Annotated in this window: 20 protein-coding genes; 10 read left to right on the top strand and 10 right to left on the bottom strand. The window is 64.8% G+C overall.

From position 1 onward, the window contains the following. Positions 1-25 precede the first annotated feature (25 nt). The 6 genes from ccmI to BLV07_RS47725 form a co-directional block, all read right to left on the bottom strand. Positions 26-1,135 carry a c-type cytochrome biogenesis protein CcmI gene (ccmI, locus tag BLV07_RS25060; RefSeq protein ID WP_091890968.1) on the bottom strand — a complete coding sequence of 370 codons (1,110 nt, stop codon included), beginning with the start codon at positions 1,133-1,135 and terminating at the stop codon, positions 26-28. A gap of 131 nt (positions 1,136-1,266) precedes the next feature. Beyond that, on the bottom strand, positions 1,267-1,536 hold the full coding sequence (locus tag BLV07_RS25055; RefSeq protein ID WP_091890965.1) for a hypothetical protein: 270 nt from the start codon (positions 1,534-1,536) through the stop codon (positions 1,267-1,269). Between the two features lie 99 nt (positions 1,537-1,635). After that, a complete protein-coding gene (locus BLV07_RS25050) occupies positions 1,636-3,036 on the bottom strand; it encodes a hypothetical protein (protein ID WP_091890962.1) in 1,401 nt (466 codons plus the stop codon). A 162-nt stretch (positions 3,037-3,198) separates the two neighbouring features. Further along, positions 3,199-4,575 carry an ATP-binding protein gene (locus BLV07_RS25045; protein WP_091890958.1) on the bottom strand — a complete coding sequence of 459 codons (1,377 nt, stop codon included), beginning with the start codon at positions 4,573-4,575 and terminating at the stop codon, positions 3,199-3,201. Positions 4,576-4,659: 84 nt separating this feature from the next. Continuing rightward, positions 4,660-5,331, bottom strand: coding sequence for a response regulator transcription factor (locus tag BLV07_RS25040; protein WP_027531116.1), 672 nt, complete (start codon positions 5,329-5,331; stop codon positions 4,660-4,662). Between the two features lie 241 nt (positions 5,332-5,572). Further along, positions 5,573-5,728 (bottom strand): hypothetical protein, encoded by a 156-nt coding sequence (locus BLV07_RS47725; protein WP_164934544.1) that lies wholly within the window; start codon positions 5,726-5,728, stop codon positions 5,573-5,575. Positions 5,729-5,961: 233 nt separating this feature from the next. Between BLV07_RS47725 and ku the strand changes: the two genes are divergently transcribed. The 6 genes from ku (at position 5,962) to BLV07_RS25010 (ending at position 13,336) form a co-directional block, all read left to right on the top strand. Further along, positions 5,962-6,945, top strand: a complete 984-nt coding sequence (gene ku, locus BLV07_RS25035; RefSeq protein ID WP_091890955.1) for a non-homologous end joining protein Ku — start codon at positions 5,962-5,964, stop codon at positions 6,943-6,945. 59 nt (positions 6,946-7,004) lie between these two features. Then, positions 7,005-7,241 (top strand): hypothetical protein, encoded by a 237-nt coding sequence (locus BLV07_RS25030; RefSeq protein WP_091890952.1) that lies wholly within the window; start codon positions 7,005-7,007, stop codon positions 7,239-7,241. Positions 7,242-7,827: 586 nt separating this feature from the next. Next, positions 7,828-7,992: a Flp family type IVb pilin gene (locus tag BLV07_RS25025; protein WP_091890949.1), complete on the top strand. Its 165-nt coding sequence runs from the start codon at positions 7,828-7,830 to the stop codon at positions 7,990-7,992. 507 nt (positions 7,993-8,499) lie between these two features. Next, entirely contained in the window at positions 8,500-8,913 is a 414-nt protein-coding gene (locus tag BLV07_RS25020; protein WP_176945739.1) for a hypothetical protein, read from the top strand. 161 nt (positions 8,914-9,074) lie between these two features. Then, entirely contained in the window at positions 9,075-10,730 is a 1,656-nt protein-coding gene (locus tag BLV07_RS25015) for a thiamine pyrophosphate-requiring protein (protein ID WP_283806536.1), read from the top strand. A 107-nt stretch (positions 10,731-10,837) separates the two neighbouring features. Next, complete coding sequence (locus tag BLV07_RS25010) at positions 10,838-13,336, top strand: GAF domain-containing sensor histidine kinase (protein WP_176945738.1); 2,499 nt, start codon at positions 10,838-10,840, stop codon at positions 13,334-13,336. Positions 13,337-13,339: 3 nt separating this feature from the next. On the opposite strand, the gene BLV07_RS25005 is transcribed toward BLV07_RS25010, so the two are convergent. Both BLV07_RS25005 and BLV07_RS25000 read right to left on the bottom strand, forming a co-directional pair. Then, a complete protein-coding gene (locus tag BLV07_RS25005; RefSeq protein WP_091890938.1) occupies positions 13,340-14,917 on the bottom strand; it encodes an MDR family MFS transporter in 1,578 nt (525 codons plus the stop codon). Between the two features lie 156 nt (positions 14,918-15,073). Continuing rightward, on the bottom strand, positions 15,074-15,589 hold the full coding sequence (locus tag BLV07_RS25000) for a YcgN family cysteine cluster protein (protein WP_091890935.1): 516 nt from the start codon (positions 15,587-15,589) through the stop codon (positions 15,074-15,076). Between the two features lie 295 nt (positions 15,590-15,884). Between BLV07_RS25000 and BLV07_RS24995 the strand changes: the two genes are divergently transcribed. The 4 genes from BLV07_RS24995 (at position 15,885) to BLV07_RS24980 (ending at position 20,249) form a co-directional block, all read left to right on the top strand. Next, positions 15,885-18,164 carry a transglycosylase domain-containing protein gene (locus BLV07_RS24995; RefSeq protein WP_091890933.1) on the top strand — a complete coding sequence of 760 codons (2,280 nt, stop codon included), beginning with the start codon at positions 15,885-15,887 and terminating at the stop codon, positions 18,162-18,164. Positions 18,165-18,173: 9 nt separating this feature from the next. Then, on the top strand, positions 18,174-18,752 hold the full coding sequence (locus BLV07_RS24990; protein WP_091890931.1) for a DUF1214 domain-containing protein: 579 nt from the start codon (positions 18,174-18,176) through the stop codon (positions 18,750-18,752). Next, positions 18,749-19,333 carry a DUF1254 domain-containing protein gene (locus tag BLV07_RS24985; RefSeq protein WP_091890927.1) on the top strand — a complete coding sequence of 195 codons (585 nt, stop codon included), beginning with the start codon at positions 18,749-18,751 and terminating at the stop codon, positions 19,331-19,333. The genes BLV07_RS24990 and BLV07_RS24985 overlap by 4 nt, the downstream gene beginning before the upstream one ends. 496 nt (positions 19,334-19,829) lie before the next feature. After that, positions 19,830-20,249 (top strand): GFA family protein, encoded by a 420-nt coding sequence (locus tag BLV07_RS24980; protein WP_244551206.1) that lies wholly within the window; start codon positions 19,830-19,832, stop codon positions 20,247-20,249. Between the two features lie 24 nt (positions 20,250-20,273). Here the strand turns inward: BLV07_RS24980 and BLV07_RS24975 are convergent, their stop codons facing one another. Further along, positions 20,274-22,166: a TRAP transporter large permease gene (locus BLV07_RS24975; protein WP_091890925.1), complete on the bottom strand. Its 1,893-nt coding sequence runs from the start codon at positions 22,164-22,166 to the stop codon at positions 20,274-20,276. Then, positions 22,163-23,188, bottom strand: coding sequence for a TRAP transporter substrate-binding protein (locus BLV07_RS24970; protein WP_091890923.1), 1,026 nt, complete (start codon positions 23,186-23,188; stop codon positions 22,163-22,165). The genes BLV07_RS24975 and BLV07_RS24970 overlap by 4 nt, the downstream gene beginning before the upstream one ends. Positions 23,189-23,252 lie beyond the last annotated feature (64 nt).

The raw sequence follows: 23,252 nt of genomic DNA, 5'->3' as shown, positions 1-23,252 counted from the left end.
CTCCGCTCGTCTCGTCCTAGAATCGTCATCCGCCGAGCCCGAGTGTCTTCAGGCCTTCATTGAGCTGGCGCAGTCGCTCGGCATCGCTCGCGACCGCCTGCCGGGCATCGGCCGATGCCCCCACCGCCTTGCCACGGTCGCCCATCACGAGATAGGCGCGCACCAGACGCAGCCACCCCTCGACGTCATCGCCGTTCTGCTTGAGGCGCGTGGCGAGGCGTTCGACCATGCCGCGCACCATCGCATTGCGATCGCCCTCGGCCATGTCCTTGGACGCTGCGATCGTCTCATCCGACAGCGCCGGCATCGTGCCGCCGCCGACCCGCGCCAGTGAAGACTGCACCAGCGGACGCCACGGCGCATCCGCCGGCGCCTTCGCCAGCAGCGTGCGCCAGATATTGGCGGCATCGTCCTTGCGGCCGTCCTGCTCGGCGGCGAGCCCCAGGAAGTAATTCGCCTTGGGATCGTCGGCATTGAGTGCGCGCGCACGCTCGAATTCCGCCTTGGCCTCGGCGGTCACGACGCCGCCGGCAGCGGCCGAAAGCGCCTCGCCGAGATCGGACCGGCGCTCGGGGCTCTCGCCATTGTAGGTGAGCGAGTTGCGATAGGCGCGCACCGCATCGTCGAAGCGGCCGAGCCGCTCCAGCACCGGCGCGAGCACGTTCCAACCGCGACCGTCGGTCGGATTCTTTTCCAGATGTTGCTCGACCTGCACGACGAGGTTCTCGAGCGATTGCGCCATGCCGGACCCGGATCCGCGCTCGCGCTGCGCCAAGGGAAAGTCCTGAAGCCGGGGCGAGCCGAGCGGCATGTAGACGCCGATCGCAACCAGCGGCAGACCGGCAAGCGCCAGCACGGCCGCGGCGCGGCGCCATTTCAGGCTCGATTTCGGCGCCGTTGCGGGTTCGCTGGCGGCCGCGGCGAGCAGCCGGCGGCTGATCTCGACGCGCGCAGCCTCGGCTTCAGGAGCGGCGATCAGTCCCGTGCCGAGATCACGCTCTATCTCGGCCAGCTGGTCCTTGTAGACCGCGACCTCGCTGCCTTGATTTTGCGCGCGTCCGCTGCGGCCGAGCGGCAGAAGCACGGCGAAAATCGCCGCGACCGTCATCAGCGCGAACACGAACCATAGCGTCATCTGGCAAGCTTCCGGCGGCGCACGATCCGCGCCCACAGGTGGCTTTACACCACGGCCGGACGAGGCGGCAATTGACAATTGTCAATTCGGCGCGACCGCGCGGGGTCCCGAAACGATGAAACTCCAACGGCTTAGCCGATCTCGAAGTCCGCACTTTGCGCGGCATCCTCGCCATGCCCGTTGAAGGCCTTCAGGAAGTATGTTCCGGGCCGGATTGCAGCGGGCATTCTAATGCGCAACGCCCCCACCGGAACCGGCGAGGCGACCCTGGTGACTGTCTCCGGCAGTTGCCGACCGCTTGCCTTCTCGACCAGCACCACCTTCGCGCCGACCATCAGTCGTTGATATTTGGCAGTGATGACGCGGTTCTCGATTTCGATGGAGCTGATAATGGGTTTCATGCGCCCACAAATAGAAATTCCCCGGACTTGCACGGGACCGTAGGGCTCGCCACCGGTAGCGTCAACCTCAAATTGTGATCACGAAAATATGCGCTTATATCAGCTTGCGCGCGACGATTTGCGCTCGCCCGTGAGCGCGTTTTCTGCCGCACGACTCATCAGCGAGGCATAATCGTCGCCGAACAGCACCTGGCAGAAGCGGATCGCGGCCTGTACTTGCTGCTGCCGATAGGTGCGGACCTTGTGATCGGCGGCGCGCAGCGACTGCACCAGCTGTTCGGTCGAGCGTTCGACATATTGCTGGAGGTCGGAATAGGTGCGCAGCGTCACCTCGTTGATCGCAAGCTCGCTCGCATAGTTGCGGCAGGTCGCGACGAAATCGATCAGCGCCACGGTTTCCTCGACCTCGGTGCTGTCGATTCGCGCCCCCGGCGGAATGTCCTTCTCGGCGCGCTGGCGCAGGATGCGGCGAACGCGGCCGGGAACGCTGTCGATCTCGGATTGCAGCGCATTGGAGATGTCGGCCCGGATCGAGACCAACTGCTTGCCCCAGGCGGAATCGTTGCGCAGGTCGAGCTCGGTGCGCAGGCCGCGCACGCCGTCATGCAGCGCCTTGAGGTTGCCGGCGACATTGTCGAAATGGCCGCGCTTGATGTCCATGCGCAGGATCGCGGCAACACAGGACAAATCATGCAGGGCGATCGTGACGGCCACACCGTAGGGCGTTGCCGCGACGCGGATCTCGTCGTCCGACGCGGCAATCTTGATGGCGAGGCGGATGATCTGCCACGGCGCGGTCATGCGCTGCACCACCATCGACAGCGCGAAGGGCAGCATCTGCGGGGTCTGGAGCACGGGAATGTTGAGCGCTGACGTCACCGAGGCGATCTGGGAATCGCCGAAGGCGCGCAGGAAGCGCGGCAACTTCTCGTTCAGGGCGGCGATGGCTTCCCGGACCTGGAGCACCGCACCGATCGAATAGAGATCATCGATCACGTTGGGCGGGCCGACACGGGCCAGCGCGCGCGACTTGTCGCCGCCGCCGGGCCCCGTCAGCGCGAAGATCGCGTCCGCAGCCACCGCCTGGAGCTTTGAGGCCAGCGCCTCGACCTGTCCGGCACTGTCTGCCGGCATGCGGGCCAGCGCCGCCTCGAATTCATTCACCTTGTCCGGGGCGCCGTCACGGCCGAGCCATTGCCAAATCGGATGCAGCGAGGAGCGGCGGATTTGTCCGACCCGGATCGGGGCGCCCACCTCGACCAGGAACGGTTCCAACACTTGGAACAGAAGGCGCGACAGATCGTCCGTACGCGGCGGCGGGGCCTCGTCGGCTTCGCTCTTGCGGACGATCTTGCGCAATTGCTCGAGCACGAGGGTCGCGACAGCCGTGTCCTGGCCACGCTCCAGCGCGCGCTCGAACTCCCGCATCAGCAGCGCCTGCGACTGCGGCGGGAGCTGCGCGAGATATTCCCTCAGCCGCTCGATCGATGTCTGGCTCATGCGCCCGGGTCATGCACGGTAAAATGGCGGACATGGGATGCGTCCGGGCGCGATCTTAAGAGGTCCCCACTTAAGAAGCCGTTTAGGAAGTCGCCTCGAATGCCCCCGGTTTTTCCCTGGAGGGGCATCGGCCGCAACGAAAAATCCAGTGAGAACAAGGGATTATAGCCCGGGAAGGACCAGTTCGGCTCGCAGCCCCCCGATCGGCGCGCCGCCGAGCGAGAGACTGCCGCCATAAAGCGCGGCAAGGTCGGTCACGATCGACAGCCCCAGACCCGAGCCGGGCTTGGATTCGTCGAGCCGCTGGCCGCGCCGGGAGACTTTGGCGCGCTCGGTCTCCGACAGGCCGCGGCCGTCGTCATCGACGATGATCCGTAGACGCGGGCCGGCGCCGGTCTGGTGCGGCGTCTCGACCAGAACCTCGATGAAGACGCGCGAGGCCGCCCATTTGCAGGCATTGTCGACGAGATTGCCGACCATCTCCTCCAGATCCTGCCGCTCGCCCCGGAACTTCACAGACGGATCGGCCTTGGCCTCGACCACGATGCCGCGGTCGCGATGGATCTTCTCCATGGTCCGCCGCAGCGCCTCGATGGCGGGCGCCACCTCCGTCACGGTCGCGACCACCGAGACCCGCGCCGCAATGCGTGCGCGCTCCAGATGATGGGCGACTTGGTCGCGCATCACGTCCGCCTGCTCCATCACCTTGGACGCGAACGGATCGGCCGCGTGGGCGCCGGCCTCGTTGACGATGACCGAGAGCGGCGTCTTGATCGCATGGGCGAGATTGCCGACATGGGTGCGCGCCCGTTCGACGATCTCGCGATTGGCGTCGATCAGCGCATTGGTCTCACGCGCCAAAGGCGCGATCTCGACCGGGAATTCGCCCTCCAGCCGCTCTGCCCGCCCGGAGCGGATGTCGGCGATGGATTCCGAAATGCGCTTGAGCGGCGCCAGGCCAAAACGGACCTGGAACACGGTGGTCAGCAGCAGCACGATGCCGAGCGCCGTAAACGTGCCGCCGAGATAATAGTCGAAGCTTCGCGTCTCGTCGAAAATCTCGGTGTCGTCGCCGGCGACGCTGACGAGAAATTTGCCGTCGGCGCCGAGATCGACCGGCCGCTCCACCATGCGCAGGTTCTGCCCTTCGGGACCGTCGACATAAGCGAGCCGGATGCCGGCGGCGGTGAGCTCGGCACCCTGCTCTTCCAGCTTCGGCAGTTTCTTGTCCCAAAGCGAGCGCGAGGAGCGCACCTCCGGCTTCTCGGTGTCGGTCCGCGTGATCTGCCAGTACCAGCCCGACAGCGGCAGCTCGAACAAGGGCTCGCCGAGCGACTGGAACTGGCGGTCGGGCGGCTCGTCGGGGGTCGCGACCTCGGCGATCAGCGTGCGGAGATAGAGATTGAGACGACGGTCGAAGGCGCGTTCGGTGGCGTTCTTGTAGACCGACGACAGCACCACGCCGGTGATGGCCAGGATCACCACGAGCCAGGCGGTCGCCGACAGGAACAGGCGGTTCGCAAGCGAGCTAGCGGGCATCGGAATGAACCCGGGAGGCGCAGGATGGCAGGGCGTCGGTCATGACCGGACCAAGGCCCCTGTCGAGCCGCCCGTCAAGACGCTTCAAGCGCCGGGAGCCGGCGGGGTCAGGAGATAGCCGAGGCCACGGACGGTCTGGATGATGTCGACGTCGAGCTTCTTGCGGATGCGGCCGACGAAGACCTCGATGGTGTTGGAGTCGCGGTCAAAATCCTGGTCGTAGAGATGCTCGACCAGCTCGGTGCGGGAGACCACGCGCCCGGAATGGTGCATCAGATAGGCCAGAAGCCGATATTCGTGCGAGGTCATCTTCACGGGATTGCCTGACACGCTGACCCGGCCGGTCCTGGTATCGAGCGTGACCGGGCCGCAGCTGAGTTCGCTCTGTGCATGGCCGGTCGAGCGGCGCAGCAGCGCGCGGATGCGCGCCAGCACCTCCTCCAGGTGGAACGGCTTTGCGACATAGTCGTCGGCACCGGCGTCGAACCCCTGCACCTTGTCGCTCCAGCGGTCGCGCGCGGTAAGGATCAGGACCGGCATGGTGCGGCCGTTGCGGCGCCAGGCCTCCAGCACCGAGATGCCGTCCTTCTTCGGCAGGCCGATGTCGAGCACCACGGCGTCATAGGGCTCGTTGTCGCCGAGATAGTGCCCTTCCTCCCCGTCGAAAGCGCGGTCGACGACGTAGCCAGCGTCGGTCAGCGCCTTGGTGAGCTGGCGATTGAGATCGGGGTCGTCCTCAACAACGAGCAGGCGCACGCTTCTCTCCAAAGATTGGCTGCAAGAACAGGCTGCATGATCACGGCCAGAGATGAGCAATTCCGGCGTGAACTGAATATGAACGCGGGGAACCGGCACGTTACTTTTTGGTCATATACGACCTCCCACGCGCCGACGCGACTGCGCCCGCCAGGCAACCGGACGAGCCGACGGCATGGCGGGCGCAATGTGCCGCGTCACGCGGCGAATAGGAAGGTCCGAGGCGTTCGGACCCGGCCGATCAGGTCCGGAAGAACACGAACCAGATGACGGCGAGGATCAGGATCGCAAGGCCGGTCGAGATGGCAAGCAGCGCCGCCACCGACGGCCCGGGCTCGCCCTGACGGGCCTCGGTCGGAGTTTCCACGATCTGATGCCGCTCTCGCGTGGTTGCCATGATGCCCTCAATCTTTGGATGTCGCTTCAGATAGCCACGACCTCCTCGCAGCCGATATCCGGAGCCAACGCGTGATTGGATATGATGTTCCGGCCTTTGCCCGCGGATGGGCAGCAACCTCAGGCCCAGCGGCCGGTTAACGCAGTTGCAAGATTGAGCAACCCGTCTTGCTATGATTCGTTGTTCCCCGATGGTATCCTTGTTATCTGTCCCCGTTGCGTTTGGAGTAGCCCATGGCCCCCCGCGCCAATTGGAAGGGTTTTCTGCGTCTGTCGCTCGTGACCTGTCCGGTCGCGCTCTATCCGGCCACTTCGGATACCGAGAAGGTCTCCTTCAACCAGATCAACCGCAAGACCGGCCACAGGATCAAGTACCTCAAGGTCGACGCCGAGACCGGTGACGAGGTCACGTCCGAGGACATCGTGAAGGGCTACAAGGTCGACACCGACACCTATATCGAGGTCACCAAGGACGAGCTCGACGACATCGCGCTGGACTCCACGCACACGATCGAGATCGACGAGTTCGTGCCGAAGGTCGACATCGACAACCGCTATCTGATCCGTCCCTATTACCTCGTGCCCGATGGCAAGGTCGGCCACGACGCCTATGCGGTGATCCGCGAGACCATCCGCAGCATGGACAAGGTCGCGATCGGCCGCGTGGTGCTGACCAACCGCGAGCACATCATCGCGCTGGAGCCGCTCGAGAGCGGGTTGATGGGCACGCTGCTGCGCTATCCCTACGAAGTGCGGAGCGAAACCGAGTATTTCGACGACATCCAGGACGTGAAGCTGACCAAGGACATGCTCGACCTCGCAAAACACATCGTCGAGAAGAAGTCCGGCGCGTTCGAGCCCGGGCTGTTCGAGGACCATTACGAGACCGCGCTGATCGATCTCATCAACAAGAAGCGCAGCGGCATGCCGATCACCGCCAAGGCGGCGCCGAAGACCGGCGGCAATGTCATCAACCTGATGGACGCGCTGAAGAAGAGTCTCGCGAGCGAGAAGGAGGCGGTGCCCGCGGCAAAGGTCGTCAAGGAGCCCGTCAAGGGCAAGAAGCCGAAGAAGCGCGTCGAGGGCCAACGCGAAATGCTGCTGCCGATCGCCGGCAAGGGCGGCAAGGACACCGCGGCGAAGTCTGCGCCCAAGGAGGCTTCGAAGAAGGCCGACAAGCCGGTGCGCGCGCCGGCGCGGGCGAAGAAGGCCAGCTAGACGCATCGCACCTAACAATCGCACCGTGATGTCCCCCCTCGCCGGTCGGCCGGACTGACATGCCCTGGTCGGCGGAGTTCGACGATCCGGTTCGCGTGAGCAACAAACGCAAGCTGCTCACGCTTCAAGAGGCGGCGGACTACGTCATGCAGCTGCCTGAGGACGCCCAGCACGAGGCGCACTGGCAGACCGCGATCGAGACCTTGATCAATGCGGCCGAGACCGGCGGGGGCTGGATGATGTTCGCCCGCATCGCCATGTTGCGAGCGCTCAATGCGGACGGACGGCGCGAATGAGGGCGATAGTCGGCCCCTTCGAGCAGCATGCTTGCCGAGCCGTTGACGAACAGGCTCAATAATCCGTTAAGCGCGACCGTCGTTTGCCGATACGGCAGAGCTCTGCGCATGAACCAGGGTATTCCTACGGGAGACAAAATTAAGCACTGGTTGTCCTTGCGCACAGCATGGTGCCAGCCCCGATCGAGCCAAGAGTACGCGTGCCGTGCAGCAGCAAGACGTCAGAAAGAGCTACATCAGCATCGTGAACGACGCACGCGAGAGCGAGCGGACCGCGGGCACTGGGGCGCGCTCGCAGCGGGGCGCGGTAAAGGACTTCGTTGGCCGCCTCACGGCCATATTGAAACGCCGCCTCCCCGGCGCCGCGATCACATCCTAGCGGACCCTGCGGCTGTCGCAGAGAGCGCGCCGATTTGCATCCATTTGGATGGGATGAGGGAACCTTAATTTAATGAATGTCACCGTATGAAACAGAGGCGCGTTCGCCTGGATTTAATTCTTTTGGCGCGCAGAAAATCTATTCGATCGATTTACCGGTTCGAAAACGACGCGGCCATACATTGGTTCGGATGAAGAGGAGTTGGCAATGAGTTTGCTTAGGTCTTTCCTTGCCGATGAGACTGGCGCCACCGCCATCGAATACGGCCTGATCGCCGCCGGCATTGCACTGGCCATCGTGACCGTCGTGAACAACACGGGCAGCCAGCTCCTCAACAACAAATTCAACTCGATCAGTTCGTCGCTGAAGTAACGGCCGCCCTGGCCCGAGGCGACGTCTCTATGCGTTGACTTCAGCATGGCTCGCGGCGGCCTTGCCGGAGCATGCAGCCTCCTCAATCTCGTCATTGAGAGCCACCGGGTCCACGCAAAGCGCGGGCCCGATGACAGGCTCCGCGAGGCAATCCAGAATGCTCCACGGAGGGATTCTGGATTGCTTCGGCGCTTCGCTCCTTGCAATGACGGAGTGCGACGCAACGGCGCCTCTCTTCCACTCACATTTCAAACAGCAGACAGAGCTTCGCATTCTCGCGACTTTCGCCCGAGCTTTGCTTCGCCGCATCCCTTCATAGAAACGAGGACGCGGGAAGGTCGGACGTCTGCGGGCTCCGAGATTCCGTTGGCGGACGAAAGCGCGTGGATTGCGCCTCGCTCCACTCGGGCTACGCGGTTTGACGGCCATGTGAGTCCTGCTATCCTTCAGCGTAGCCCAACGAGCGATGCCGTTAGTCGACTAGCCAGAGCTGTTTGAAGGATGCGGATGAGAAGCGTGACAATCCTGGCTCTCGGGCTCATGTTGGTCGGCGGCTGGTGGCAAGACGGCGCGAAGGGACAGACTTCAGCCCAACCGCCGGTTTCGCTGGCTCCGCCCGATGTATCGCCGCCACGCGCGAGCATCAAAAATTCCAGACCTCTGCCGGCGGCATCCAGCAGAGAGGCTTCGCCACCCGTGATCGGCGGGCTTCCACAGGTGCCGAATCCGGCCGCCGACTACGATGGCTTCAGCGTAGGCACCGTCGATGACAATGACACCGCAAGTCAGCTGACGCCGGCTGCGCGATCACGCGCATCGAAGGGTTCCAGGTCCGATACGGATGCCGCCGGGCAGTCATCGATTGATCACGAAGACGAGTCGCTGAAACGGAAGCTGACGATCTGCAAGAACTGCAAATAGCAAGTTGGTAATCCAGATTTCGCTTCAGCGAAATCCGGGGAACGGCTTCTGAGCCATCCGGGGCTACGATAGCTTGCTGCATAGCTGACTATCGCCTGTCCGCGCTTTACCCTTCTCCAATTTCCTGATCCTCTCTCCTCCAATCAGCCGGACCAACCGGCCTGCCCAGGGAGAGAGACGCCATGAAGCTCGGCACCGCCATTGCAGAAATCATGCGGCGTGAGGGGATCGAGATCCTCTGCGGCTATCCAGTCAACCATCTGATCGAGCATGCGGCGAAAGCCGAGATCCGACCCGTGATGGTGCGGCAGGAGCGTGTCGGCATCCACATGGCGGATGCGATCTCGCGGGTGACGTCGGGCCGCAGCATCGGCGCGTTCTGCATGCAGCATGGGCCGGGCGCGGAGAACGCGATGGGCGGCGTTGCGCAGTGCTTTGGCGAATCCGTTCCCGTGCTGGTGCTGCCGATGGGCTATCAGCGCCGGCTGTCGCATATCGAGCCGAACTTCAATTCCAGCGAGGCGATGAAGCCGTTCGCGAAATCCTCCGAGCCAATCATCCTCGCCGCTGAAGTCGCCAACATCTTTCGCCGCGCCTTCACCAAGCTGAAGAACGGCCGCGGCGGGCCTGTCATCGTCGAGATCCCCTCCGATATGTGGAACGAGGAGGTGCCGGAGCCGCTGAGCTACACGCCGGTGCTGCGCACGCGCTACGGCGCCGACCCTGTTCACGTAAAGGAAGCAGCCAACCTGCTCGTGAATGCAAAACGGCCGGTGATCTATGCCGGCCAGGGCGTGCATTACGCGCAGGCGTGGCCGCAACTGAAACGGCTCGCCGAACGGCTGGCGATTCCCGTCACCACCAGCCTCGGCGGCAAGTCGTCGTTCCCGGAAACACATCCGCTATCCCTCGGCTCCGGCGGGCTCGCGGTGCCGCGCGCGGTGCCGAAGTTTCTGGCCGAGGCCGACGTCATCTTCGGCATCGGCTGCTCCTTCACCGAGACCAATTTCGGCATCGCGATGCCGAAGGGCAAGACCATCATCCATTCGACGCTCGACCCGAACCATCTCAACAAGGATGTGGAAGCCAAGATCGGTCTCGTCGGCGATGCCGGTCTTGTACTCGATGCACTGCTGGAGGAAATCGGCAAGTCGGTTGCATCCGATCGCGACGCCTCGGCGGTCGCGGCCGAGATTGCGGCCTCGCACAAAGAGTGGCTGGCGAAATGGATGCCGAAACTCAACAGCAATGACGCGCCGCTCAGCCCCTATCGCGTGCTGTGGGATCTTCAGCACACCGTCGACATCCACAACACCATCATCACGCATGACGCCGGCAGCCCGCGCGACCAGCTCTCGCCGTTCTGGAAATCGATTGAGCCCCTCACTTATCTCGGCTGGGGCAAGACGACGCAGCTCGGCTATGGCCTTGGGCTCGCGATGGGCGCCAAGCTCGCGAAGCCTGACAAGCTCTGTATCAATGTCTGGGGCGATGCGGCCATTGGTTTTACGGGCATGGACTTCGAGACCGCAGTACGCGAGCGCATTCCGATCATGTCGATCCTGCTCAACAATTTCTCGATGGCGATCGAATTGAAGGTGATGCCGGTCTCGACCGAGAAATATCGCTCGACCGACATCTCCGGCGACTATGCCGCGATGGCGCGCGCCTTCGGCGGTCATGGCGAGCGGGTGACGAGGCCGGAAGACATCGTGCCCGCGATCAAGCGCGGCATCCAGAAAACGCAGGAAGGCGTGCCGGTGCTGCTGGAGTTCATCACCAGCAAGGAGACCGAGGTGTCGCGGCCCGGCTCGTGAGCCGGGACGGGCTTCAGCGGCAAGGCCGCAGGCGCTGGCTCCGGCCGCACAAGATGTGATAATCCGGCCCGGTGCCACGCAAGCCGCGGCATCAAGCCGGATTAGGAATGACCACCCCTTCCAACGAGACCGAAGAACTCGAGCGCCGATTGCAGTCGGCCGCAGCGGAGAATGCACGGCTGCGCGGCGAGCTTGCGGTTGCGCGTGATCGCCAGAGCGCCAGCGCCGAGATCTTGCGCACCATCGCGGCCTCGCCCTCCGACGCCCGGCCGGTCTTCGCGGCGATCGCGTCCAGCTCGAAGCGCCTGCTCGGCGGCTTCTCCGCCACCGTGCTTCAGTTCATCGGCGATGAGCTGCACCTCGTGGCGTTCACGCCGACCAGCCCGGAGGCGGACGAAGGACTCAAGGCGTCGTTCCCGCGCAAGATCGCGGACTTCCCGACTTTTGCGCTCGTGCGCGACGGCGAGACGATCCAGTTTCCCGACAGCGAGGCCGCCGACGTCCCGGAGCTGAACCGGGAGCTGGCGCGGTTGCGCGGCTTCCGCAGCGTGCTGTTCATGCCGCTGATGAACCGGGGCGCGCCGGTCGGCATGATCAGCGTCACGCGCGCCGAGCCGGGCGCGTTCGCGCCCGATCTCGTGCAGCTGCTCCAGACCTTTGCCGACCAGGCCGTGATCGCGATCGAGAATGCGAACCTGTTCAACGAGACGCGCGAGGCGCTGGAGCGCCAGACCGCAACCGCCGACATCCTCAAGGTGATGGCCGCCTCGCCTTCCGACGTGCAGCCGGTGTTCGAGGCCATCGCCGGCAACGCCAATCGCCTGATCGGCGGCTTCTCCACCGCGGTGCTGCGCTATGTCGACGGCGCCGCGCATCTTGCGGCATTCACGCCGACCGATCCCGCGGGCGATCGCGTGCTCCAGGCTTCGTTTCCGGTAGCGTTCACGCAATTCCCGCCTTACCAGCTCGTGGCCAACGGCGCGGCGGCGCAACTGCCCGACACCGAGCTCGAGCCGGCCGCGCGCGACATCGCGCGCGCCCGCGGCTATCGCAGCATGCTGTTCACGCCGTTGATGAGCGAGGGCGAAGCCATCGGCATCATCATCGCCACACGCCGCGCGACCGGCCGCTTCGCCGAGCATCACGTGCGACTGCTGCAGACCTTCGCCGACCAGGCGGTGATCGCGATCAAGAATGTCAGCCTGTTCAACGCCACCAGGGAAGCGCTGGAACGTCAGACCGCGACCGCCGACATCCTCAAGGTGATCGCGGCTTCGCCCGCCGACGTCACGCCGGTGTTCCAAGCCATCTCCGACAGCGCCAAGGCGCTGATCGGCGGGCACTCCTCCACCGTCACCCGCGTCATCGACGGCATGCTGCATCTGGCGGCCTTCACCACCGACAACGAGGCCGGCAATGCGGACCTGCTCAGCTCGTTCCCGACGCCGCTGTCGGCCTCAGGCATTCACAGCCGGGTGGCCCGAAGCGGACAATATGCCTTCCGCAGCGACATGCAGAGCGAACCTGATCTCACCGAGGCCATGAAGGAGCTGGCGCGGACGCGAGGCTATCGCAGCATCCTCGTCGTGCCGATGCTGCGCGACGGCGTCGCGATCGGCACCATCGCCGTCACGCGGCCCGAGCCCGGTCATTTCCCCGACAAGGCGATCAACCTGCTCAAGACCTTTGCCGACCAGGCCGTGATCGCGGTCGAGAACACGCGCCTGTTCAACGAGGTGCAGGACCGCACGCAGGACCTCGCCAAATCGCTCGACGATCTGCGCGCCGCACAGGACCGGCTGATCCAGACCGAGAAGCTCGCCTCGCTCGGCCAGCTCACCGCCGGGATCGCGCATGAGATCAAGAACCCGCTCAACTTCGTCAACAATTTTGCTTCGCTCTCCGCCGAACTGACCGACGAGCTGAACAAGGTACTTGCGCCGGTTAAGTTCGCAGACGATGTCCGCGCGGAGGTCGACGAACTGACGGGGCTTCTGAAGGACAATCTGCAAAAGGTCGTGCAGCACGGGCGGCGGGCCGATTCCATCGTCAAGAACATGCTGCTGCATTCGCGCGAAGGCGGCAGCGAGCATGGACTGAGCGACATCAACGCGCTGGTGGAAGAGAGCCTCAACCTCGCCTATCACGGCGCGCGCGCCGAGAAGCCGGGGTTCGACGTGACGTTGAAGCGCGAGCTCGATCCCGCGACCGGGCAAGCCGAAGTGTTTCCGCAGGAGATCACCCGGGTGCTGCTAAACCTGATCTCGAACGGCTTCCACGCGGTCACCAAGCGCAAGGCCGAGGGCGCCGCCGATTACGAGCCGGTGGTGGTCGCCGCGACGCGCGACCGCGGCGACAGCATCGAGATCCGCGTCCGCGACAACGGCACCGGCATTGCGGACGAGGTCAGGGAGAAGATGTTCAATCCGTTCTTCACCACCAAGCCGGCCGGCGAAGGCACCGGCCTCGGGCTGTCGATGAGCCACGATATCGTGGTGAAGCAGCACGGCGGCACGATCGACGTCGCGACCGAACCCGGCGCGTTCACGGAGTTCACGATCCGGCTGCCGCGGAAGAGCAGTTTTGCGGATGCAGGCGGCGGCTAAGCCCTACTCCGCCATCTCGACGGGTTGCTTCGCCGAGGGACCGGCCAGCGGCCGCTCCTCCATTGCGATCAGACAGAGCGCAGCACCGGTCATCAGCGCCGTGGCGGCGCCGAAGACGTAGCGGAACGCATGCCGCATGTCGTCGGCGGGAATCGTGCTGACGGCGGCGTGATGCTCGCCGAGCGGAATGTCGGCACCGAGCGCGATCAGCAGGATGGCCGCGAACGCCGCGACCGTGAAGGACGACATCAGCGAGCGGAAGAAGTTCAACGCACCGGTGATAGTACCGATCTGCGGCCGCGCGACCGAATTCTGCACCGAGACCACGCAGACCGGAAAGGTGGTGCCGAGGCCGAGCGCAAACGCGGCCATCAGCGTCAGCAGGCCCCATAGCGGCAGCGTCGTCAACGTGAGCCCGAGGCCGCACAGCGCGGCCCAGGAGGTGCCGATGATGGCGACGCGCTTGTAGTGCTTGGCCCGCGCCATCGTCCGCCCGGCGATGGCCGCACCGCAGGTCGAGACGGCTGCGAGCGGAATCAGCGCAAGGCCCGCCTCGCTGGCGCTGAGGTGATAGACGGATTCATAGTAAAGCGGGAGCTGGACCGTGAGGCCCGTGATCGCGCCGAGCGCACAGCCGCCGGCCATCAGCCCAAATGGTACGACACTTCCGCCGAGCAGCGGCAGCGGCAGGAACGGCTCGTCCGCCCGCCGCGCGTGCCACACGAAGCTGACGACGAGCGCGACCGCGCCGCCGACCATCGCGAGCACGGTCGGCGACAGCCAGGGATAGCGCGTGCCGCCCCAGGTCAGCACCAGCATGAAGACGACGGCCGAGGCCATCAGCAACACGCCGCCGAGCCAGTCGACCTTGCGCTTGCGGTGGAACACCGGGATCTTCTTCATCCTCGGCAACAGCAGCGCGATCGCGGCGGCCGCGAGCGGCAGGTTGATCCAGAAAATCATCGACCAGTGCAGATGCTCGGCAAACACGCCGCCGATGACCGGGCCGAGGATGCCGCCGACCATCCAGACACTGGAGAAATAGGCCTGGTACTGGCCGCGCTCGCGTGGGCTCACGACGTCCGAGATCACCGTCTGCACCACCGGCATGATGCCGCCGCCACCGAGGCCCTGAAGGCCGCGCGCGAGAATCAGCATCGGCATGTTCGGCGCAATCGCGCACAGCACCGAGCCCGCGACGAACAGGCTGAGCGAGGTGATGATCATGGCCTTGCGGCCGTAGATGTCGCTGAGCGTGCCGAACACCGGCGCGACCGCAGTCGAGGCGAGCAGATAGGCCGTGATCACCCAGGACAGGCTGGAAACGTCCTGGAACTGGCGCCCGATGGTCGGCAGCGCGGTCGCCACGATGGTCTGGTCGAGCGCTGCCAGGAACATCGTCAGCATCAGGCTGATGACGATGGTGCGGACCTCGTCCTGGGACAGCGGCACCGGCGGCGCGATGGACGGCGCGTCATCGACGCTGATGACCTCGCTCGGAAGGCGGGATAGCTCTTCGGCAATGTCGTCAGGGAACGGCTGGATGTCGGCAGAACTGCTCTGCCGGTCGAACTTGTTCATCTCGATCGGACGTCGTGGGGCGGCACAACGCCGCGAAGGATTCGTTCTATGCAGTCCAATGTAGACAGCAAAATCCTTCCCGGGCAGACACCGCGGCGCATGGGTGCATCCCACCGCAGGGTCATCCCGAACACGTGATCCGAGGCGCGCGGCGGATCAGTCCTTCGGACGTCGCTTCAGACGGGCCCGTTTCGGCAGCACGGCCGGCCATTGCACGATGTGATCCTCGAGATCCTCGTCGGGGATCTCCTCCTCGCTGCCCTCGACCCGGCCGCGCACGGAGACGCCGGCCTCATGCACGGTATTGGGATCGCCCGACACCAGCGGGTGCCACCAATAAAGATCGCGACCTTCGGCGACGAGCTTGTAGCCGCAGCTCGGCGGCAGCCAGTTCAGGGTGCGGACATTGGCCGGGGTCAGGCGGACGCAGTCCGGAACCTTGTCGGAACGATTCGGGTAGTCCTTGCAGGCGCAGCTTGCCCCATCCAGCAGCTTGCAGCCGATATGGGTGAAATAGATCTGCCCGGTGTCCTCGTCCTCGAGCTTGTTCAGGCAGCAGCGGCCGCAGCCGTCGCACAGGCTTTCCCATTCGGCCGCCGACAGCTGTTCCAACGTCTTGGTTTTCCAGAAGAATCCTTCCTGGCTTGAAGGTCGTTTGGGAGCTGCGGTCATGCGCCTCAACAAAGGTTCGAAAGAGCTACGGCGAAGTCATCTAGAGCGAGCGGCCGTGACGGTGCAAGCAACGCCCTCGGAAGGCCCGTAATGTCCCGGGGTCAATTAGGCCTGTTGTTCAAAATCGCGAGCGTGGCCATTGGTTTATGGGCCCTGCTCGGCTAGAAGGAACAGCAAGTCCCCGAAGGACGCGAACCGGGCGCCTTGGGTTTGCCGCAACATTCCCGCAAGACGTTCCGATGCCGCCCCCGGCCGGGTGCTTGAACGCTTTCGAAGCAAGCCGCAAGGGTTCTAGGTGCGCCAGATCATACCACCGCATTGGAAGCAGAAGGTCCGGAATTTCTTCCTGGATCTCGATGCGCGCATCGACTCCTCGCTGTTCTCCTCGGCCAAGGGCATCCGTGAGCTCTACGAGCGCTACTCAACCTTCATGGACCGGTTCTATGTCGGGCGGTGGAAGCGCTGGGTGTTCATCGAGCCGCTGTCGGAAGCTGCGACCCTCGGCCTCGGCGGCCTGGTGGTGATGCTGACGCTCGCCATCCCCGCCTTCCGCGAGACCGCGGACGAGGACTGGCTGAAGAAGTCCGACCTCGCGGTGACCTTCCTCGACCGCTACGGCAACCCGATCGGCAGCCGCGGCATCAAGCACAACGACTCGATCCCGCTGGAAGATTTTCCTGACGTGCTGATCAAGGCGACGCTGGCGACCGAGGACCGCCGCTTCTACGACCATTTCGGCATCGACATCGCCGGCACCGCGCGCGCCCTCGTCACCAACGCCCAGGCCGGCGGCGTCCGCCAGGGTGGCTCCTCGATCACCCAGCAGCTCGCCAAGAATCTGTTCTTGAGCAACGAGCGCACCATCGAGCGCAAGGTCAACGAAGCCTTCCTCGCGGTCTGGCTGGAATGGCGCCTGACCAAGAACGAGATCCTCAAGCTCTATCTCGACCGCGCCTATATGGGCGGCGGCACCTTCGGCGTCGATGGCGCTGCGCATTTCTACTTCAACAAATCGGCGCGCGACGTGACGCTGGCGGAAGCAGCGATGCTCGCCGGCCTGTTCAAGGCGCCCACGAAATACGCCCCGCACATCAACCTGCCGGCCGCCCGCGCGCGCGCCAACGTCGTGCTCGACAACCTCGTCGATGCCGGCTTCATGACCGAGGGCCAGGTGTTCGGCGCCCGCCGCAACCCGGCCTTCGCGGTCGACCGCCGCGACGAGGCGTCGCCGAATTATTATCTCGACTACGCCTTCGACGAGATGCGCAAGCTCGTCGACACCTTCCCGAAGTCGTACACCGAGCGAGTCTTCGTGGTGCGGCTCGCGATCGACACCAATGTGCAGAAGGCCGCCGAAGACGCGATCGAGAACCAGCTGCGCCAGTTCGGCCGCGATTATCACGCGACGCAAGCGGCGACCGTGGTCGCCGATCTCGACGGCGGCATCCGCGCCATGGTCGGCGGTCGCGACTACGGCGCCAGCCAGTTCAACCGCGCCACCGACGCCTATCGCCAGCCCGGCTCCTCGTTCAAGCCTTACGTCTACACCACTGCGCTCCTGAACGGCTTCACGCCGAACTCGATCGTGGTCGACGGCCCGGTCTGCATCGGCAATTGGTGTCCGCAGAACTATGGCCACTCCTATTCCGGCTCGGTGACGCTGACGCAGGCGATTACGCGCTCGATCAACGTGGTGCCCGTAAAACTGTCGATCGCGATCGGCCAGAAGGAGCAGCCGAAGGCGCCGAACCCGGCCAAGATTGGCCGTGCCAAGATCGTCGAAGTCGCGCGCCGCTTCGGTCTCAAGGCGCCGCTGCCCGACACGCCGTCGCTGCCGATCGGTTCGGACGAAGTCACCGTGCTGGAGCACGCCGTCGCCTACGCGACCTTCCCGAACCGCGGCAAAGCGGTGACGCCGCACTCGGTGCTGGAGGTGCGCACCGGCGCAGGCGACCTCGTTTGGCGCTGGGATCGCGACGGGCCGAAGCCGAAGCAGGCCATTCCGCCGAACATCGCCGCCGACATGGCGGGCATGATGAGTCACGTCGTCAGCGAAGGCACCGCACGCCGCGCCGCGCTGGACGGCATTCCGACCGCGGGTAAGACCGGCACCACCAATGCGTATCGTGACGCCTGGTTCGTCGGTTACACCGGCAATTTCACCTGCGCGGTGTGGTATGGCAACGACGACTACTCGCCGACCAACCGCATGACCGGCGGCTCGCTGCCGGCGCAGACCTGGCACGACATCATGGTCGCGGCGCATCAGGGCGTCGAGGTCCGGGAGATCCCCGGCATCGGCATGGGCCAGAAGCTGCCGCCGCAGCAGATCGCCAACGCGCAGGCCAATGCGGCGCCGAAGGTGCTGGAGACCAAGCCCGGTCCGCCGCCAGTGCTGACCAAGCGCGGCGCCGACATTCTGGTGCGCGTCGAGAAGCTGCTTGATGATGCGGCCAAAACTGTGAACAAATCGGCGGCCGCCGATACCAAGCCGGCCTCGTCGACGAATGCGCTCGCCTTCCCGCAGAATTATGCGGAAGAGAACGCCAACACCTCCGCCCCGCGCAAGAACTGATCGAAACCCGTGCGGCTGATCCTGATCACATTGACGGCCCTTCTGCTCGCCACTGTCGTCGGCGTCGGCGCGACCTGGATGACGACGACGCGCGGCACCGAGATCGGCGCGCTGACGATCGGCCCCTGGACCGCCCGTCCGCGCACCGGCACGGCCGACGTCGATCCCTATTCACGCGCCACCATCGTGCGCAACGGCGAGCTGCCGATCGGCACCGGCGATGGCGTCGCCTTCACCGCGACCGCCGATGACAAGAAGAAGGCGCTCGACGGCCGCTGTGACGTCGTCGTCTCCGGCGTGACACCGCCGGCGCGGTTCTGGACGCTGACGCTGTACGACCGTAAGGGCCATCTCGTCGCCAATTCGCTTGCCCGCTACGGCTTCACCAGCCAGGAGATCGTGCGCCAGTCCGACGGCACGTTCGAGATCCGCATCGCCTCGCGCTCGCGCGCCGGCAACTGGCTGCCGACCGGCGGCATCGAGCGCTACGCCTTGATGCTGCGCCTCTACGATACCCCGGTCGGCGTTGCCACACGCACTCAGCGCGATGCGCCGATGCCTACGATCACAACGGTGGGCTGCTCATGATCCGGCTGCTGTTCACCATCGTTGCCGGCATCGTTCTGGGCCTCGTGGTCCATCTCGTCAGCGTGCTGGCGCTGCCGCGGATCGCGACCCAGGATGCCTATTCGCGCCTGACGCCGATGACGACGGTGAACGCAGTCACCCAGCTTCCCCTCGCCGACCCGCAGACCTCACCGATGCCGTTCATGGACCCGGCCTTTGCGCTCGCGATCTGCCGCTACGATCTGTCGGGCGGTCCAATCAAGCTGGCCGTGCCGGTGAGCCAGGCCTACACCTCGGTGTCGTTCTACACCCGCAACGAGATCGCCTATTACGCCATCAACGACCGCTCGGCGGGCCGCAAGGTGATCGAGCTCGACCTGATGACGGAAGCGCAGCACAACGAGCTGCCCGAGGACGAGGAGGTCACCGCGGCCGACCGGCTGATCATTGACTCCCCTGCTACCACCGGCCTGATCGTGATGAAGGCGCTCGCCCCCGAGCCCGGCCTGATGCAACAGGCGCAGGCGACGCTTCAGGCTGCGACCTGCGCCCCGCAGACCGAGCCGCCCGCCAAGGCCGAAGCGCCGCGCGGCCGGCGTTGATGCGCTCCGCTTCGGCGGTGCAACAAGAAAAAGTGCGAAAACAACCCCATGCACAGTAGCGGGGACATTGAAATCGTTGGGCTATCCGACCACCCAAAAAACCGACGCTGCGGCCTCGCATCAAGAATTCGGAAATTTGACACGTCGGGCAAAACACCGGCATACTGGCATCATCGAGAGTTCGTCACACCCGCGCGGAGCAGTCCGTCGCGGGTGTTTTCATGTGGGAGCAGAGGTTGAACGAGCCGGACCGGACACCGCTTAGCCATACTCGGCAGGTCTTTTCAGACTGCTGACACCGCGCTCATTCCGATGGCCCATGGCGAGCCGACCGCTCCTGACGCGATCGTCGGCATATGGGAAGCGGACGACTGCACCGTAAAGCTCGACATGGCTGTCAGGCGACAGTAGGACGCAAGCGCAAATCGATTGCGCCGTTGAAGCAGCAAGCCTCGAGAGCTATCGATCTGCGAAGCCTTCAAATCGGGAGGAACGCATGAGCACCATCACCGGCGGCTGTCACTGCGGTGCAATCCGTTATCAGATCGAAGGCGAGATGATCGTGCACGCGCTGTGCCACTGCCGCGATTGCAGGCTTCACGCTGGCGCCCCAGTGGTCGGCTGGACGATGTACGCGGAGAATGCCGTCAAGGTGACCAAGGGCGAGCCCAAGGTGTACCGGTCTTCGGAACATGTGCGGCGGCACTTCTGCGCTGACTGCGGAACCGGCCTGTTCTATTTCAACGCCAGCATGCAGCCCGGGGTCATCGACGTCCAGAGCGCGACTTACGACATCCCGATGCGGTGCCGCCGGCGATGCAGATCCAGGTCGCCGAGCGGCTTCGCTGGATGGAGCACGCGCACGAGCTGCCGACGTTCGACCGCTTTCCCCCTCAGCCGTAGCGGCGAGCAATGACGCGCGCCGACAAGATCTCCCGCATCACAGGAATCCGGTCGAAATCCACGGGATCGCGGCAACCACCAGCGTGCCGATCAGCAAGGCCACGATATAGCCGACGATCGGCTTGATGCCTTCGTCGGGGCTGATGCGGCTGATCGCGCATGCCGCATAATAGCCGACCCCGAATGGCGGGGCGAACAGGCCGATGCCCATGGCGAGAACGACGACCATCGCGTAGTGCACCTCGTGCACGCCGACCTGGCGGGCGATCGGAAACAACAGCGGCCCGAACAGCACGATGGCCGGGATGCCTTCGAGCACGCTGCCGAGAATGACGAAGGCCACGATCGTCACGCCGAGGAACACCGGCGTTCCGCCCGGTAGCGCGGTCATGAACTTGGCGAGCGATGCGGAGAAGCCCGATTGCGTCAGGGCCCACGCCATGCCGGTCGCGGCGCCGATGATCAGCAGGATCGCACCGGACAGCGACGCGGTCTCCACCAGCATCGGATAAAGCCGGCGCCAGGAGAACTGGCGATAGATCAGGAGCCCGGCGAGAACCGAATAGACGATGCCGATCGTCGACACTTCGGTCGCGGTCGCGACGCCCTCGACCACCGCGGCGCGGATGACGAAGGGCAGCGCCATGGCCGGAATTGCGATGACGAAGGCGCGGCCGATCTCTCTCCCCGTCGCGCGCTTCACATGCGACAGGTCCTCGCCGCGGTATCGCCACCAGACGACGGAGCAGAGACCGATCGCCAGCACGATGCCAGGCAGCAGGCCGCCGGTGAACAGCGCCGCGATCGACACGCCGGTGACCGAGCCGATGGTGATCAGCACCAGCGACGGCGGAATGGTCTCGGTCTGGGCTCCGGTTGCCGCAAGAAGCGCGACGAGATCGCCAGGCTTGGCGCCGCGCTTGGTCATCTCGGGAAGCAAGACCGGCGCCACTGCCGCCATGTCGGCCGCCTTCGACCCCGAGATGCCCGACACCAGGTACATCGCCCCGACAAGGACATAGTGCAGGCCGCCGCGCACGTGGCCGAGCAGGCTGGCGAGGAAGCCGACCATGGCACGCGCCATGCCGGTCATTTCGATCAGCAGGCCGAGGAACACGAACAGAGGCACGGCCAGCAGGATCAGATGGCTCATGCCTTCGTCCATCCGTCCGATGATGACCACATCAGGCGTACTCGTCGTCAACGTCAGATAGCCGACGGTGGCAAGACCAAAGGCGAACGCGATCGGCACCGCCGCCAGCACCATGGCGCCGACGATGACCACGAAGAAGATGAGCAGGTTCAGATTGCCTAGCGGTTTCAGCAGCGGCGCCGCGAGGACAAGCGAAGCGATGACGCCGGCGACCAGCGCCACGGCCGCCAGCAGGCTGCGCAAGCCGGCGATGCGAACGAGCCGCAGAACCGCCGCGACCAGCATCAATCCGATACCAACGGGCAATGCCGCGGCACGCCAGCTGTTGACGATCTCGAGCGCCGGCGTCGTGACGAACACCTCGTCGGCCGCGAATTCGTAAGCCGGATGGATCACCAGCAGCAGGAACGCCAGTGATGCTGCGGCGGCAACGACATCCAGGAATGCGCGCGCATCGGTGCGGAGCATGCCGATGATGGCCGTCATCCGCATGTGCTCGCCGCGCTGGAAGGCGATCACGGATCCCAGCATGGCGAGCCACAGGAACAGGATGCCGGCGAGCTCGTCGGCCCAGATGATCGGGGCGTGAAACACGTATCGGCCGACGATGCCGGCCGACAGCACGACAATCTCGGCCAGCACCAGGAGTGCGGCCGGGATCGCAACCACATGACCAAGCAGCTTGTTGGCCCTGACGGCCCACAGGCGCACACCAGATTGAGGTGCCGCGACAGCGGCACCTTCGTCGATGTTGGGCGTATGGTTGACGGCCGTCATGACAGCTTGCCCGCCGCTTTCTCGAGCTGCGCCCAAGCCTCTTCGCCGAACTTGCCCTTCCAGTCGGCGTAGAAGCTCGTCTTCGCGAGTGCCTGCCGGAACGCGCCGCGGTCGACCTCGATGAACTGCATGCCCTTGGCGGTCAGATCCGCGCGCAGCGAGTCGCTCAGCTTCGCGATATCGGCGCGCTCGTCCTTGGCCGAGCGATCGAACTCGCGCGTCACGATCGCCTGCACGTCCTTCGGCAATTTCGCGAAGGCGCGTTTGTTGCCGAGGATCCAATAATTGTCCCAGACATGGCCGGTCAGGGAGCAGGTCTTCTGCACCTCGTAGAGACGGGCGGTCGCGATGATCGGCAGCGGGTTCTCCTGCCCGTCGACCACCTTGGTCTGGAGCGCGGAGTACACTTCGTTGAAATTGATCGGCGCAGGTCCCGCACCGAGTGCCTGGAACAGTGAGGTCAGATTGGGCGCAGCCGGCACGCGCAGCTTGAAATTCTTGAGGTCCTCCGGTGTCCTGATCTCGCGGCCGGACGAGGTGACGTGGCGGAAGCCGTTGTCCCAGGGGCTCGACACCGCCATGATCGGCGTCTTGGCGATTTGTGCGCGGATATAGGCGCCGAGCTCGCCATCCATCGCCTTCCAGACCGCGTCATAGCTCGTGAAGAGAAAGCCGAGATTGACGATGCCTGCGGCCGGGACCAGCGTCGCGAGAATCAGGGACGACAGGTTGAAGAACTCGACGCCGCCGTTGCGCACCTGCGTCAGGAGATCGGTGTCTGAACCGAGCTGGTTGGCCGGAAACAGGTTGATCTCGAGCCGGCCGCCCGTGGCCTCGCGAATGCGGTCGATCGCCTCTTTTGCGCGGGTGTTGACCGGATGGGTCGGATCCTGTCCCGTCGCGAGCTTGTAGGTGAACTCCGCCGCCGACGCCGGGCGTGTGAGAACGGCACATAGCGGCACGGCGGCGCCTGCCATCAGCAATCTGCGACGGCTGAGGGTGGTCGGCTTGCGCAAGGTCATCGTTTCCTCCTGTTGAGCATGGGCTGAAGTGCTGCGACGGCTTCCGCCACCAGCTGTTGCTGCC

This window comes from Bradyrhizobium sp. Rc2d, from assembly GCF_900099855.1.
GTDB lineage: Bacteria > Pseudomonadota > Alphaproteobacteria > Rhizobiales > Xanthobacteraceae > Bradyrhizobium.
Note: the sequence above shows the minus strand (reverse complement) of the source record. Positions and strands in the feature narration are given on the sequence as shown.

What these genes read in the sequence shown, in the direction of transcription:
- ccmI (WP_091890968.1), bottom strand. Translation starts at nt 1,135, where the DNA reads ATGACGCTATGGTTCGTGTTCGCGCTGATGACGGTCGCGGCGATTTTC.
- BLV07_RS25055 (WP_091890965.1), bottom strand. Translation starts at nt 1,536, where the DNA reads ATGAAACCCATTATCAGCTCCATCGAAATCGAGAACCGCGTCATCACT.
- BLV07_RS25050 (WP_091890962.1), bottom strand. Translation starts at nt 3,036, where the DNA reads ATGAGCCAGACATCGATCGAGCGGCTGAGGGAATATCTCGCGCAGCTC.
- BLV07_RS25045 (WP_091890958.1), bottom strand. Translation starts at nt 4,575, where the DNA reads ATGCCCGCTAGCTCGCTTGCGAACCGCCTGTTCCTGTCGGCGACCGCC.
- BLV07_RS47725 (WP_164934544.1), bottom strand. Translation starts at nt 5,728, where the DNA reads ATGGCAACCACGCGAGAGCGGCATCAGATCGTGGAAACTCCGACCGAG.
- ku (WP_091890955.1), top strand. Translation starts at nt 5,962, where the DNA reads ATGGCCCCCCGCGCCAATTGGAAGGGTTTTCTGCGTCTGTCGCTCGTG.
- BLV07_RS25030 (WP_091890952.1), top strand. Translation starts at nt 7,005, where the DNA reads ATGCCCTGGTCGGCGGAGTTCGACGATCCGGTTCGCGTGAGCAACAAA.
- BLV07_RS25025 (WP_091890949.1), top strand. Translation starts at nt 7,828, where the DNA reads ATGAGTTTGCTTAGGTCTTTCCTTGCCGATGAGACTGGCGCCACCGCC.
- BLV07_RS25020 (WP_176945739.1), top strand. Translation starts at nt 8,500, where the DNA reads ATGAGAAGCGTGACAATCCTGGCTCTCGGGCTCATGTTGGTCGGCGGC.
- BLV07_RS25010 (WP_176945738.1), top strand. Translation starts at nt 10,838, where the DNA reads ATGACCACCCCTTCCAACGAGACCGAAGAACTCGAGCGCCGATTGCAG.
- BLV07_RS25005 (WP_091890938.1), bottom strand. Translation starts at nt 14,917, where the DNA reads ATGAACAAGTTCGACCGGCAGAGCAGTTCTGCCGACATCCAGCCGTTC.
- BLV07_RS25000 (WP_091890935.1), bottom strand. Translation starts at nt 15,589, where the DNA reads ATGACCGCAGCTCCCAAACGACCTTCAAGCCAGGAAGGATTCTTCTGG.
- BLV07_RS24985 (WP_091890927.1), top strand. Translation starts at nt 18,749, where the DNA reads ATGATCCGGCTGCTGTTCACCATCGTTGCCGGCATCGTTCTGGGCCTC.
- BLV07_RS24980 (WP_244551206.1), top strand. Translation starts at nt 19,830, where the DNA reads ATGAGCACCATCACCGGCGGCTGTCACTGCGGTGCAATCCGTTATCAG.
- BLV07_RS24975 (WP_091890925.1), bottom strand. Translation starts at nt 22,166, where the DNA reads ATGACGGCCGTCAACCATACGCCCAACATCGACGAAGGTGCCGCTGTC.
- BLV07_RS24970 (WP_091890923.1), bottom strand. Translation starts at nt 23,188, where the DNA reads ATGACCTTGCGCAAGCCGACCACCCTCAGCCGTCGCAGATTGCTGATG.